The sequence below is a fragment of the Kitasatospora sp. NPDC056531 genome, from assembly GCF_042794375.1.
GTDB lineage: Bacteria > Actinomycetota > Actinomycetes > Streptomycetales > Streptomycetaceae > Kitasatospora.
This window is the reverse complement of sequence record NZ_JBHTTU010000121.1, coordinates 1-13,529: the sequence shown is the minus strand read 5'-3', so window position 1 is coordinate 13,529 and position 13,529 is coordinate 1. Positions and strand designations below refer to the sequence as shown.

At 71.7% G+C, this 13,529-nt stretch carries 9 protein-coding genes and 1 pseudogene; 3 read left to right on the top strand and 7 right to left on the bottom strand.

What is annotated here, in order from left to right; all coding sequences use genetic code 11:
- A partial coding sequence (locus ACFQ87_RS40610; RefSeq protein ID WP_380615987.1) for a galactokinase family protein occupies positions 1 to 224 on the bottom strand: 224 nt, incomplete at its 3' end.
- A 268-nt stretch (positions 225 to 492) separates the two neighbouring features.
- Between ACFQ87_RS40610 and galT the strand changes: the two genes are divergently transcribed.
- Positions 493 to 1,596 carry a galactose-1-phosphate uridylyltransferase gene (gene galT, locus ACFQ87_RS40605; protein ID WP_380615986.1) on the top strand — a complete coding sequence of 368 codons (1,104 nt, stop codon included), beginning with the start codon at positions 493 to 495 and terminating at the stop codon, positions 1,594 to 1,596.
- 81 nt (positions 1,597 to 1,677) lie between these two features.
- Here galT and ACFQ87_RS40600 read toward each other — a convergent pair whose 3' ends face one another.
- The 5 genes from ACFQ87_RS40600 to ACFQ87_RS40580 form a co-directional block, all read right to left on the bottom strand.
- The gene (locus ACFQ87_RS40600; protein ID WP_380615985.1) at positions 1,678 to 4,149 is read right to left on the bottom strand and encodes an RICIN domain-containing protein; all 2,472 of its coding nucleotides are present in this window, start codon (positions 4,147 to 4,149) and stop codon (positions 1,678 to 1,680) included.
- An 87-nt stretch (positions 4,150 to 4,236) separates the two neighbouring features.
- Complete coding sequence (locus ACFQ87_RS40595; protein ID WP_380615984.1) at positions 4,237 to 6,123, bottom strand: DUF5107 domain-containing protein; 1,887 nt, start codon at positions 6,121 to 6,123, stop codon at positions 4,237 to 4,239.
- Complete coding sequence (locus ACFQ87_RS40590; protein ID WP_380615983.1) at positions 6,120 to 6,983, bottom strand: carbohydrate ABC transporter permease; 864 nt, start codon at positions 6,981 to 6,983, stop codon at positions 6,120 to 6,122. The genes ACFQ87_RS40595 and ACFQ87_RS40590 overlap by 4 nt, the downstream gene beginning before the upstream one ends.
- 47 nt (positions 6,984 to 7,030) lie before the next feature.
- Entirely contained in the window at positions 7,031 to 7,996 is a 966-nt protein-coding gene (locus ACFQ87_RS40585; RefSeq protein ID WP_380615982.1) for a carbohydrate ABC transporter permease, read from the bottom strand.
- 2 nt (positions 7,997 to 7,998) lie between these two features.
- The gene (locus tag ACFQ87_RS40580) at positions 7,999 to 9,297 is read right to left on the bottom strand and encodes an ABC transporter substrate-binding protein (RefSeq protein ID WP_380615981.1); all 1,299 of its coding nucleotides are present in this window, start codon (positions 9,295 to 9,297) and stop codon (positions 7,999 to 8,001) included.
- Positions 9,298 to 9,580: 283 nt separating this feature from the next.
- Between ACFQ87_RS40580 and ACFQ87_RS40575 the strand changes: the two genes are divergently transcribed.
- Positions 9,581 to 10,585 (top strand): LacI family DNA-binding transcriptional regulator, encoded by a 1,005-nt coding sequence (locus tag ACFQ87_RS40575; protein WP_380615980.1) that lies wholly within the window; start codon positions 9,581 to 9,583, stop codon positions 10,583 to 10,585.
- A 41-nt stretch (positions 10,586 to 10,626) separates the two neighbouring features.
- Positions 10,627 to 13,023: a glycoside hydrolase N-terminal domain-containing protein gene (locus ACFQ87_RS40570; RefSeq protein WP_380615979.1), complete on the top strand. Its 2,397-nt coding sequence runs from the start codon at positions 10,627 to 10,629 to the stop codon at positions 13,021 to 13,023.
- Positions 13,024 to 13,037: 14 nt separating this feature from the next.
- Here ACFQ87_RS40570 and ACFQ87_RS40565 read toward each other — a convergent pair.
- Positions 13,038 to 13,247: pseudogene (locus tag ACFQ87_RS40565) on the bottom strand (M20 family peptidase); the annotation flags it as partial.
- Positions 13,248 to 13,529: the final 282 nt, after the last annotated feature.

The following is a 13,529-nucleotide window of genomic DNA, read 5'->3' as shown; positions in this document are numbered from 1 at the left end:
TCGGTGATGGTGCCGTCGCCCTGGGCGCTGTACAGCCGCAGCCGTCCGTCCTCCCGGCGGCGGGCGGTGACCCGGGTGGTGTGCGGAAGGGCGATGGGCAGGACGAAGCCGTCGTTGTAGTCGGTGTGCTCGCCGATCAGGTTCACCCGGCCCGAGGCGGCCCACACGCCGCTCGGCCGTGCGCCGTGAACGGCCTCGAAGTCGCCGGCGGCCTCGTCGATCATCTGTTCAGCTCCATGCCTGGTCCGCGTACTGGTTCCCGTCGGCGACTTCCTCCAGCAGACGAGAGCGAATTCCGACATAATCAAACACGACCGTCCTCACGGTCAACATCTGCGATGTCCGTGTTCAGTCGGGTCGAGTCCGCAGTCACCCGCAGTCCGGAACCGTCGCCACCAGCAGCGATACCTGTTGACAAGCGATCGTTTCCGTTTGAATCTGTTGAAGCTCGAAAACTGCCGGGCCGACGTCCCATGCGTAAGGAGTACAGCGGTGCACCGAACCGCCACCAAGTTGGCCGACGGCCGCGAACTCGTCTACTTCGACCAGTCACCGGGGACGCCCCGCGGCGTCGTGGACGAACGGCCGCTGGAGCCGGCCGCGAGCCTCTCCGAGACCCGGCTCGACCCGGTGCTCGGCGACTGGGTCACGGTCGCCGCGCACCGCCAGCAGCGCACCTACCACCCGCCCGCCGGCGAGTGCCCGCTGTGCCCCTCCCGCGACGGACGGCTCAGCGAGATCCCGGCGGCCGACTACGAGGTCGCGGTGTTCGAGAACCGCTTCCCCTCTCTCGCCATGAGCTCCGCCGAGCACGTCGCGGCCCAGGAGGTGCCCCTGCACACCCTCCGGCCGGGCAACGGCCGCTGCGAGGTGGTCTGCTTCACCTCCGACCACGACGCCTCCTTCGCCGACCTGGACGAGCCCAGGGCACGCCTCGTCCTGGACGCCTGGACCGACCGCACGGCGGAACTGTCCGCCCTGCCCGGCGTACAGCAGGTGTACTGCTTCGAGAACCGCGGCGAGGAGATCGGCGTCACGCTCGCCCACCCGCACGGCCAGATCTACGCCTTCCCCTTCGTCCCCTCCCGCACCACCCGGATGATCACCCGGGCCGAGGAGCACCGGACCCGCACCGGCCGCAACCTCTTCGAGGACCTCCTCACCGCCGAACGGGACTCCCCCGAGCGGCTGGTCCTCCAGGGCGAGCACTGGACCGCCTTCGTCCCCTTTGCCGCCCGCTGGCCGTACGAGGTCCACCTCTACCCCCACCGCCGGGTCCCCGACCTCACCGCGCTCGACGAGGCCGAACGCGCCGAGTTCCCCGGCCTCTACCTCGACCTGCTGCGCCGCTTCGACGCGCTGTTCCCCACCGCCCCCGACGCGGCGCCCAACCGGACCCCCTACATCGCCGCCTGGCACCAGGCACCCAAGACCGGCGGCGGCGAACTCGCGCTGCACCTGGAGCTGTTCACCATCCGGCGGGCCCCGGGCAAGCTCAAGTACCTGGCCGGCGTGGAATCCGGGCTCGACGCCTTCGTCACCGACGTCAGCCCGGAGGCCGCCGCCGAGCGGCTCCGCGCCGCCGCGCTCGACTGAGCGTCGGGGACGGAAGAGTGCCGGGCCCCGGGACGGTTCCCGAGGCCCGGCTTCAGACCCGTCCTCCCGGACGGGCCTGGGTCAGGTGATCGACCACTGCTGGAGCGGCGAGCCGGTGTCCGGCTGCTGCGTCACCAGGGCGCCGTCTGCGGTCGAGGCGGTGGTGAGCAGCAGTCCGCTCCTGGCCGAGGTGACGGTGTACGAGCCGTTGGCGAGCAGCCGGACGTTCCAGTGCTGGTTACTCCCGCCGGAGCAGGGCCACTGGATGATTTGGGTGCCGGCGGCGGTGGAGCCGCCGCTGACGTCGGCGCACATCGACGAGAGGCCGTTGACCAGCTCGTACGAGCCGTCGGGCTGCTGCCGGAACTGCCAGAGCTGGTTGCTGCTCCCGGACGCGGCCCAGGTGATCAGGTGGTTGCCGGCGGCGGTGCCGGCGTCCGCGTCGTCGAGGGCCTTGCCGCCCGTGGTCAGCGCGTGGTTGCCGCTGAGTGCCGGGTTCACGGTCCAGGTGAGGGAGGTCGAGGCGCTCGTCGTGCCGGAGGAGGCGGTGACGGTGACGGTGGAGGTCCCGGCAGCGGTCGGGGTACCGGAGATCAGACCCGAGGGGCTGACGGAGAGCCCGGCGGGCAGGCCGGTCGCCGAGAAGGTGAGCGGGTTTCCGGCGTTGTCGGTCGCGCTCAGCTGCACCGAGACGGCCTTGCCGACGGTGCCGGACTGGTCGCCGGGGGCGGTGAGCACGACCGTCTCGGGGGCTTTGCCGGTGGGGGTGAAGGCGAGGGTCTGCTCGTCGGCGGTGCGGCCGCCGCCGACCGCGCCGCCGGTGGCGTCGGTCCAGGAGCGGGCGGGCGTGGTCTCGGTGAGCCGGTCCGCCGTGCCGGACAGGCCGATCACCAGACCGCTGTAACGGTTCACCAGCTGGAACCTGCCCTTGCCGGCCGTGCTGGGGAGGATGAACCACTGCTGGCCGACGGTGGCGTTCCCGCCGACGGCGTCGGTGACGGTCGGCCCCGCGCCCCAGGCCCGGCCGGCCGTCGCGGTGGAGTCGACGCCCAGCAGCTGCCCGGTGGCGGCGTTGGCGATCCGGTACGAGCCGTCGCCGTCGGACAGGAAGCCCCAGGACTCGTGGGTGGAGCCGCTGGGCCACGCCGTGGAGGTGGTGGCGGAGCCGCCGTCGGCCTGGGCCAGCACGCGGCCGTCACCGTTCTGGATCCGGTAGGTCCTGGTCAGGTCGACCGGAGGGGCGGCCGGCGCGGAGGAGCCGATGGTGATGTCGGCGTACTCGCCGTCGGAGGTGGCGCAGGCGATGGAGCAGTACGAACGGAAGGTCTTGCCGATGACCGTGCCGCCGGTCCGACTGGCGGGGTCGAGCATCCAGCGGTACCAGGAGCCGGAGGTGTAGCCACTGCCGCTGTCGCCGATCAGGCTCCACCGCTGGGTGGCGAGGTCCTTGGTGGCGTAGAACTGCTGAGGCGCGGTGCCGGAGACCACCTCGGGTTCGCCGATGTACAGCCCCAGGTAGGCGTCGTAGGCGATGTTCATAATGAACAGCGGTGACTTGGCGGGGAGTTCGCCGCCCGCGACCTGCTGGTCCACGGATCCGGGGTTGGCCGGGTCGTAGTCCTGCGCGGGCGGGGTGTACCCGGTCGGCGCGGCCGGGGTGACCGGCACCATGTTGCTCTCCAGGCCGCCCTCCCCCGGCTGCGCCCAGTTGCCGTCGTACCACTTCTGCCATGAACCGGGCTTCATCTTCGCGGAGATGGGGGCGCGCGCGACATGGGCCAGGCCGCCGTTGCCGCCACCGACGCCGGCCTTCGGGATGATCCGGGAGCCGTAGTAGACGTAGAAGTAGCCCGAGGCGGTGTCGATGAACAGCCGGGGGTCCCCGTCGCCGTAGTCGTAGGTCTGGTTGGGGAAGGCGGCGTCGTCCCCCCGGGTGGTGCTGTACGGCGAGGTGATCACGTGGTCCTTGATGGACCAGGTCTTCCCCTGGTCGGTGGAGACGGCGTAGTCGATCGCGTCGTAGTGCAGGCCGTCGCCGAAGGGCTGGGGAGTGAACTCGTTGTGCACCAGCCCGTACCAGTCCCCGGTGTCCGGGTCGACCCAGGTCCCGACCAGGTCGCAGAAGTTCTGCTGCGAGTACCCGGAACCCTTTGGCGCCCTGCTGGCCTCCAGGCCGGTGGGGCTGTTGTTGCACCGCCAGGTCGTGTCGTTGTTGCGGTCGTCGGGGTTGGCGGGGTTGACCGCGTCGCTGATCGCGGCCGAGCGGGTGGCGCTCTCGAAGTCCGTGCCGGTGTAGAAGCCCCACTGCCGGGAGTCGCTCGCGCCGTACAGCGAGTGCGACTGCTGGAAGTAGAACGTGCCGTCCTTGTCGGTGTAGACGCTCGCCGGGGTGTCGTCCGGGTACGCGTACGAGCCGGTCTTCCCGATCGAGATGGTGTAGGTGGCGCCGGCGTGCTTGGCGGCCGCCGGGGTGGCGGCCAGCGTGCCGGTGCCGAGGACGACCAGCGCGACTGCAGTGAGGGCGCTGACCCATCTGGTGCGTTGAGCTGACACTGCTACTCCTCTTCCGTGGCGGGGCGCACCGTTGCGCCCCTGGTGTGGGGGTGCGGAACGGGAGAGTGGTCGGTGGGAGGCGGCGGCTCAGCCGACCGCCATCCGGAAGTCGTACTGCGGCGGGACGGGCGTGCCGGGGTGGACGGCGCGCCAGAGGGCGTCCAGGGAGAGTTCGCCCTCGCGCATGTTGTCGACCTGGATACCCTCGGCCAGCAGGCGCCGGACGCGGTCGTCGTCGCCGGAGGCGTGCGCCGCCTCCGCCTCGGCCAGCCTGATCCTGCCGTGCGCCCGGTCAGCCGGGGGCAGTTGCCCGATCAGCGCGAGTGCCTGGGCCGGACGCTCGGCGCGCCCCAGGGCCTCCAGCGCCTCGATCGTCAACTCCATGAGATCCGGCCGGAGTTGATGGGAATCGACCATGAGGTCCGCGGCCGCCTGCCGGTCCGGGGTCAGGAAGGCGAGCGCCCGCAGCGCCCAGGGTGAGGACTGCACGGCGATCGAACGCTGGAAGGCCTCACGGGCGGCCTCCTGGTCCCCGGCCGCCAGGCGCAGCAGCCCGAGCTGGTACAGCGCGTGCCAGTCCGTGGCCCCCGCCTCCAGCAGCGCCCGCCAGTGCGTGCCCGTGACCGGTTCGGCCGGCGGGTCGCAGAGCGGGAGCGTGCCGGTCTTGAGGAGTCGGCGCCAGGGTTCCTGGGCGTCGGTGGGCACGCCGAAGGGCAGCAGCGGAGATGCCGCCAGGGCGCCCGCCTCGATCTCCAGGGCGGCCCAGCCGCTGCCGGGGGCCAGCAGTTCCTCCGGTTCGCCGAACTCGGTGGCCAGCGCGTCGGCCAGGTCCACTTGCAGTGGCGACACCAGCGCGTTCAGCGCCTCGCCGACGGCTGCCCGCGCGGTCTCCCAACTCCCGTGCACCGCCTCGAGATCGGCCTGTAGCAGGCCGTACGCCTCGGTCCAGTACCAGGTGGCACCGGCCGGCATGGGCAGGTGTTCCAACTGGGTGCGGGCCAGGCCGGCCTGGATCTCCAGGTAGGCGGAGTCCGGGCCGGAGAGCCACTCCTGCCAGTGCTTGCCGCCGGTGCCGGTGCCCCAGCAGAACAGCTTGCGCCCGCGAAGCCGCGCGGTGGAGGTCTGGGCGAGTCCCGTCCCGGTCTCGTCCAGCGCGGCGATCCAGGGGCGTTCGCCGCGGGGGATGTCGAGGAAGTAGTCGGCGGCGCGTGGGACCCGGCCGGGGTAGCTGCGGTCGGCCCCCTCGACCCGCGGGAACGGGACGCGCCGCAGGTCGCTGACGTAGTCGCAGTGGAAGGCCTGGTCCGCCGGGCCGAGGACGCGGACGCCCTCGTGCTCGGGCACCGCGATGTTGGACCACCAGTAGACCGGGGTCTCGGTCGGCGAAGGGTTGTGCACGGCGATGTGGACGTACAGCACCGGGGAGCCGGCGGGCAGCCAGGTGTCCATCCGCAGGAGCAGGCGCCGCAGCCGTTCGAAGGCGTACATCCTTAAGACCGGGGTGCCGTCCGGAGCGGTCACCCGCGCGGCGTGCAGCGGCTCGCAGGTCAGCGGCCAGTGCCCGGTGGTGCCGAGGTTCCACTCCACTCCCCCGGCCAGCCAGGCGTCGCGCAGCGCGAGGTTGGCCGGTTGGAGGATCCGGTTGCGGTGCAGCAGCTCCCGCCCGCTCGGCCGGTGGACCAGGGACCACAGCCGCCCGCCGAGGGAGGGCAGGAAGGTCGCGGTCAGGGTCTCGTTCTCCAGCACCACGCAGGGGACTTCGCGCTCGGTGCGGTCGCGGTCGTACCCTCCCTGCCGGGTGTACGGCAGCAGGGTGTGCGGCACCCCGTAGGCCAGGTTGCGGCGCATCTCGGCGTCGACCCCGACGCCGGCGGCGGTCTGCTGCGGCAGGCCCTGGAGGATCGGCAGGGTGCCGCCGACCGGGTCGGGGGTGCCTACGATGCGGAGGACGTCGGTGCGCAGTGTCGAGGTCATTTGCCGATTCCAACCGTCATGCCCTGGATGATCCGCGAGCCCATCCAGGAGAAGAGCGCGATCATCGGGGCGAGGATGATGCAGACTCCGGCGAACATCGTGCCGTAGTCCAGGCCGTTGAACTGCTGTGCCGCGACGAACGAGGAGAGGGCCACCGGGAGGGTGGTCTTCCCTTGGCTGTTCGTCAGGACGAGAGCGAACAGGGTCTCGTTCCAGGCGGTGATGAACTGCAGGAGGAAGGCGGTGATCAGACCGCCGCGGGCGACCGGGAGCACCACCTGGACGAAGGTGCGCAAGGGGCCTGCGCCGTCCAGGACGGCCGCCTCCTCCAGGACGCCGGGGATGCCGCTGAAGAAGCCGGTCAGCAGGAAGACCGTGAAGGGCATCGCCAGGCCGACGTAGACGAGCCCGAGGCCGAGGTCACTGTCGGTCAGGTTCACCCGGGACAGGCCGACGAACAGCGGCACCACCAGGACCTGGCCGGGAACGCCGAGGCCCATGGCGAAGGTCATCGTCAGCGCCGAGGAGGTGCGTGAGCGGCGCCGGGCGAGGGCGTAGGCGCAGGGGGCGGCGAGGGCGACCGCGACCACGGAGGAGAGGCCGGCGGTGAGCAGGCTGTTGAGGGCCGCCCGTGCGAAGCCGCCCTCGTCGAGCGCGGTGGCGTAGTTGTCGGTCTTCGGGCTGGTCGGCAGGCCGAAGGCGTGGTGCAGGATGTCGGGGCCGCCGCGCAGCGAGGTCAGGAGGATCCACAGGACCAGCAGCAGGTCGGCGGCGACGACGAGCCAGACGACGGCCGTGCCGATCCGCGTCGCGAGTCCCGATGATCCGCGTCCGCTCCTGGTTCTGCTTCTGCTTCGCACGGGTGGTGGCCTTTCCGGGTTGCGTGTGGGGGCGGGGACGCGGCGGGTCAGTACTCGATCGGGTCGCGGCGCAGCAGGCGGCGCAGCACGACGGTGATCAGGGTGACCATGGCCAGGCTGACGATCGCGGCGGCGGTGGCCGTGCCCAGCCGGGGGACGGTGCCCTGCGGGAAGGCCTCGGTGTACACGTACACGGCGGTGTTCCAACTGCTCACCGGCGGGTAGGCGTTGGTGCTGCCGCCGTAGAGCAGGATCAGTTCGAAGATCTTCACCGAGCTGACTGTCCACAGCACGGCGCAGACCGCGATGACGTCCCAGGCGCAGGGCAGGGTGATGTGCCGGAAGCGCTGGAAGGGGCCGGCGCCGTCGAGTTCGGCCGCCTCGTAGAGGTAGTCGGGGATCTGGTCGACCGCCGCCATGATGATGGAGGTGTAGTAGCCGGTCGCCGTCCAGACCAGGGTGCCCAGCACCATCGGGAGCAGGTTGTCCGTCGACAGCCACTTGGGCGGTGTGGTCACCCCGAACAGCTTCAGCGCCTGGTTGACCGGGCCGGTGGGCGAGAACAGGAACCCGGCGGCGATGCCGAAGACCATGCCGTTGACCAGCGAGGGGAAGAACAGCACGGACCGGGCGAAGAGCTTGGCCCGCATCTCGCGCAGCACCAGGGTCAGCGCGAAGCTGAGCACGAAGGTGATCGTGCCGCCGATGACCATCAGTTCCAGCGTGTTGAACAGGGAGGTGCGGAACCTCGGGTCGCGGAACAGCAGGGTGTAGTTCTGCAGGCCGCGCCAGTCCATCGCGCCCATGCCGTCCCACTTGTACAGGCTGGTCCACAGCGCGTAGCCGACCGGGGCGATGAACAGCACCCCGTACACGATCAGCGCGGGCGCGGTGAACGGCCAGAACATCCGGCGGCGCTGGCGCTCCAGCGGGCCGACGCCGGTGCGGGCGGCGCGCTCGGACCGGCCCCGGACGGCGTCCGTCCGGGGCGGGTTGTCGATCGTCGTCGCCACCGTCAGCCCTGGGTCTGCCAATAGGTGACCTGGTCGGCCTTGCACTTGGCGACGAACTGGGCGGCCGTGGTCTTGCCGTGCCAGAAGTCCAGGTAGTTCTCGTTCAGGACCTTGGGCAGCCAGCTCCCGCCCGCGCCGTCGAAGCCGAGGCGCACGGTCGGGGAGGCGAGGGCCTGCTGGGCACCGGCCAGCTCGGCGGGCGCCGGGATGTCGGTGCGCGGGGTGATGTTGAGCGCGGTGGTCGAGATCCCGGACAGGTGCTTCTTCTGCAGGAAGAAGGCGATGAACTTCTCCGCCGAGGCGGCGTTCTTGGCGCGCTTGGGGATCGCGAAGCCGAACAGGCCCGCGTCCGGGGCCTTCGCGGTGGGCGGCAGTATCGAGGCCGTCTTCCAGCCGGCCGGCACCTGCTTGGCCACCTCGGCGGTGACGTAGTTGCCGTCCATGTAGAAGGCGGCCTTTCCAGCCGTCCAGTTGGTCTCCTGGGCCGGGAACTTGGTGGCGTCGTAGCCCGGGATCAGGTGACCGCCCTTGACCAGCTGCTCGACCTGTTGCGCGGCGGTGAGGACCGCCGGGTTGTCCCAGCTCGCGCCGGACTTGTCGGCGGAGAGCTGGGCGACGTTCACTCCGGCGCCGTTGAGCAGGTAGTCGAAGTACAGCGCGTTGCTCCAGGGGTCCTCGCCCTCGGAGGCGATGCACGCCTTCCCGGCCGCCTTCAGCGCGTCGCAGACCTTGAGCAGGCCGGCCCAGTCGGTGGGCGGGCTCGGCATGGCGGCGGTGATCGCGGGGTCGGCCGCGTTGTAGAACATCGCGTTGGTGACGACCTCGTACGGGATCACGTAGTGGTTCGAGCCGGACGGGTCCTTCGGCAGCATGTCGAAGTACTTGGCCGGGATCACCTGGGAGACCGGGACGTTCTCCTCCGGCACCTGCAGCTGCAGCACGGGCGAGAGGTCCAGGGCCTGTCCGGCGGCGGCGGTGGTGCCGTAGACCTTGTCGTCGGACTCGTCCCACAGGTCGGGCGCCTGGTTGGCGGCGATGGCCGGGCCGATCTTCTTGGCGATGTCCCGGCCGGCCCAGGTGACGTTCACCTTGGCGCCGGTGGCGGCGGTGAAGTCGTCGATCGCGGCCTTCAGCACCTTGGCCTGCGGCTCGTCGGAGCGCCACATCGACCAGTAGGTGAAGCTGCCGCCCGACTTCGCGTCGTCCCCCGAACCGCTGCTGCAGGCGCTCACGGCGAGCGCGAGTGCCACGGCGGTGGCCGCGCCGACGACGCGGCTTGCGGACGTGGTCGTTCTGCCCATGGGTGGTTCCTCTCGGAGGCGCGAGACGCCGCGCGGACGGGTCGTCAGCAGGGGCCCGGAGACTGGGGCGTCGCTGGATGGCTGGGACGATACGGGCGGGTTGACCGGTAAATCAAGGGTCCCTGCAAAAACCTCTGCCGGCTCGCTGCACTGCGGCGGAATTTTGGTGGCGAATCATCAAGTCAGCGCCGCGGCAAGGATTTCGATCCACCTTGACGACCCTGCGGCCGTGCCCTACGTTTCACCGAAAGCAAGTTGACCGGTAAAATCGAAGGATCCAGTCATGGTGACGATGCAGGACGTGGCCGAGCGCGCCGGGGTCACGAAGCAGACCGTCTCCAACGTCATCCGGGGCCGGGGAGCCGTGAGCCCGGCGACCGCCGCCCGGGTGCGCGCCGCGATCGAGGAGCTGGGGTACACCCCCAACCTGGTCGCGCGCTCCCTGGCCACCGGCGCCACCAGGACGGTGGGCCTGTTCGTACCCACCGTGACGGGCTCCTTCTACGCCGACATCGTCGAGGAGGTCGAGGACGTCCTCGACGAGAACGGCTACCACCTGCTGCTGTGCACCACCCGCCTCGACGGCGAGCGCGCCAAGCGCCACCTGGCGGGCCTGACCAGCCGCTCGGTGGACGCCCTGCTGATCGCCGGCGACCGGGACCTCATCGACCACCTCCCGCTGCTGGCCGAGGCCTCCTTCCCGGTCGCCCTGTGCGCCTGGGAGACCGACGCCCCCGACCGCTTCCCGGTGGTCACCATCGACTACGAGCGCGCCGGCTACCTGGCCGGGCGCCACCTGCGCGAACTCGGCCACGAACGCGTCGCCGTCCTCGCCAGCCCCGACCACACCCCACGGGTGGCCGGCTTCCGGCGCGCCTTCGCCGCCGACGGCCTGACCGTCCCCGACAGCGCCGTCCACTTCGCACCCGAGCCCACCCCCGCGGGCGGCTACACGGCGGCGAACGCGGCCCTGGCCGCCGATCCCGGCACCACCGCGCTCTTCGCCACCCACGACGTCCTCGCACTCGGCGCCCTGGAGGCCGCCCGGGCCGCCGGCCGCTCCGTCCCGCACGACCTGTCGATCGTCGGGCACGACGACAACCCGGAGGTCGGAGTCTCCCGACCGGCCCTCACCAGCGTCGCCATCCCCAAGCGGGAAATGGCCCGCGAGGCCATCGAGCTGCTGCTGCGCGCCCTCACCAAGTCGGGCGCGCCGGCCAACTCACTCCAACTGCTGCGCCCCGAGCTGATCGTCCGGGACAGCACCGGCCCAGCCGGCAGCCGCTGATCCTCCGCCTGGGCCACCAACTCCCCGAGAGGAAAACGCCCTTGTCGACGGCTCCTGCCCCCGGCTCCGAACGCCTCTGGTACCGCCGACCGGCCGGTTCCTTCCTGGAAACCCTGCCGCTGGGTAACGGGCGCCTCGGCGCACTGTTCCACGGCGGCGCGGGCGGGTCCGGCGCAGGCGAGACCGTGCACCTCAACGTCGACACCCTGTGGTCCGGCGGCCCCGGGCCGCACGACCGCACCGACGCGGCCGAGCACCTTGGGGAGCTGCGCACCGCCGTCCTGGCCGACCGCGACTACGCCCGCGCGGAGGCTCTCGCGACCCGCCTGCAGGGCCCGTACTCGGAGGCCTACCAACCGCTCGCGACCCTCCGACTGGAGCTCATGGACGGTTTGTTGGACGACTACGTACGTTCACTGGACCTCGACGAGGCCGTCCACCGGGTCTCGTACCGGACCGGCGGCGCGGAGATCCTGCGCGAGTCCTACGTCTCGGCCCCGGCCGACGTCCTGGTCACCAGGATCACCTCCTCCGTACCCGGGCGGATCGATCTCACCGCCCGGTTCGATACCCCGCACCCGGACGCGCGTGGCGGCGGCAGCCCCGACCGCCTGCACATCTGCGGCCGGGCCCCCGCCCACGTGGCCTTCGGCGAGCCGGACCCGGTGCGTTACCGCCCGAACGAGGGCATGGGCTTCGCGGCCGGGCTCCGAGTGGTGCCCACCGGCGGCCGGGTCGAGCGGACGGCGGGCGCGGTGACGGTGCGCGGCGCCGACGAGGTGCTCCTGCTGGTCGCCGCCGCAACCGGCTACCGCGGCCACACCGAGCCCCCGGCCGGCCCTGAAGACGGACCGGTGGAGCAGGTCGAACGGCGCCTGGACGAAGCCGCCGCCCGACCGTACGGACAACTGCTCGCCGAGCACCTCGCCGACCACCGGCGGATGTACCGCGCCACCACGCTGCGACTTGGCGACGCCCCTCCGAACCACCGGCCCACCGACGAACGGCTCGCCGCCGTCCGGGCCGGCGGTGACGACCCCGCGCTGACGGCCCTCCAATTCGCCTACGGCCGCTACCTGCTGATCGCCTCCTCGCGCCCCGGCAGCCAGCCCGCCACCCTGCAGGGCATCTGGAACACCGAGACCGCCCCGCCGTGGAACTCCAACTGGACCACCAACATCAACCTGCAGATGAACTACTGGCACGCCGAGACCACCGGTCTCGCCCCGTGCCACGAACCGCTCTTCGACCTGATCGCCGACCTCGCGCGGACCGGTGCCCGGACCGCCGCCGCCTACTACGGCGCCTGCGGCTGGACCGTCCACCACAACGTCGACCTGTGGCGCTCCGCCAACCCCGTCTCCGGCTCGCCCTCCTGGGCGAACTGGCCGATGGCCGGCGCCTGGCTCTGCGCGCACCTGTGGGAGCACCACCTCTTCACCGGGGACCGCGACTTCCTTTCCGCCCGCGCCTACCCGCTGATGCGCGGCGCCGCCCGCTTCCTGCTCGACTTCCTCACCGAGGACCGGGACGGCCACCTGGTCACCTGCCCGTCCACCTCCCCCGAGCACCACTTCCGGCTGCCCGACGGCACCCTCGCCGCTGTCTCCGCCTCGGCCACCATGGACCACTGGCTCACCACCGAACTCTTCACCAACACCGCCTCCGCCGCCCGCCTGCTCGGCGTGGACGCCGACCTGGCCGAGGAGTTGGACACGGCCCGTGCCCGGCTCCGTCCCCCGCCGACCGGCGAGGACGGTCGCCTGCTCGAATGGTGGGAGGACCTCCCCGAGGAGGACCCCGGCCACCGACACCTGTCCCACCTCTACGGCCTCCACCCCGGCAGTGCCATCGACCCGCTCACCGACCCGGTGCGCACGGAATCGGCCCGACTGGCCCTGGCCTGCCGCCTCGACCACGGCGGCGGATCGACCGGCTGGAGCCTGGCCTGGGTGGCCGCCCTGGCCGCCCGCCTCGGCGACGCCGACCTCGCCCACCGCAGCGTCCGCGGCCTGCTGGCCGACTACTCCGCGCCCAATCTCTTCGGCCTGCACCCACCGGACCTGTTCCAGATCGACGGCAACTTCGGCGCCAGCGCCGCCGTCGCCGAGATGCTGCTGCAGAGCCACAACGGCGTCCTGCGGCTGCTGCCCGCCCTGCCCGAGGCCTGGCCGACCGGCCACGTCGAGGGGCTGCGCGCCCGCGGCGGTCTCACCGTCGACCTCAGCTGGGACAGCGGTCGCCTGACCGAGGCGACCGTGCACAGCACCCGTCCGCAGGCCCTCGACCTCCTGCTTCCCACCGGCACGCCGGCGCCCACGGTGACCGACCCGACCGACCGGGTCGTCACCGCGACGCTCACCCCCTTTCCGTCCGGGCTGCGTCTGACCACACAGCTCGACCGGGAAGGGGGCTACCGGCTCCGTACGCCCGGCTGACCGGGCCCGGTGCGTCAGCCCACCCCGACCCCGCCGCCCAGCGGCTGCGCCAGTCGGCCCAGCAGGCCCGCGACCAGCGCCGTCCGGGTCGGCACGGTGTCGGGGTAGATGAACTCGCCCTGGGCGTGGGCGCCGTAGCCGACCGCGCCCATCCCGCACAGCACCGGCCGGCCCAGGGCCGCGACGAAGTTGGCGTCGCTGGCGCCGCCGACGGAGGCGGCGGGACTCGACCAGGGGCAGCGGTGCTCGGCCGGCTCGGCGTGCGACTGCTCCACCGCGACCGCCAGGTCCTCCCTGACCTGCCGTGACCGCGCCCGCAGTGCGTCGACGGCTGCCCAGTCGGTCGCCCCGACGTCGGCGTAGCCGGTCAGCAGTTCGGGCAGCAGCCGGTCCTGCACCCGCAGCCACTCCGCTAGCCCCATCCTCCGCACGTGACACGTTCGGGTGAATGGATGGCATGACTGCCTTCTCGGGGATGGAAGTTCGCTTGGGTGGGGGTGTGTCGA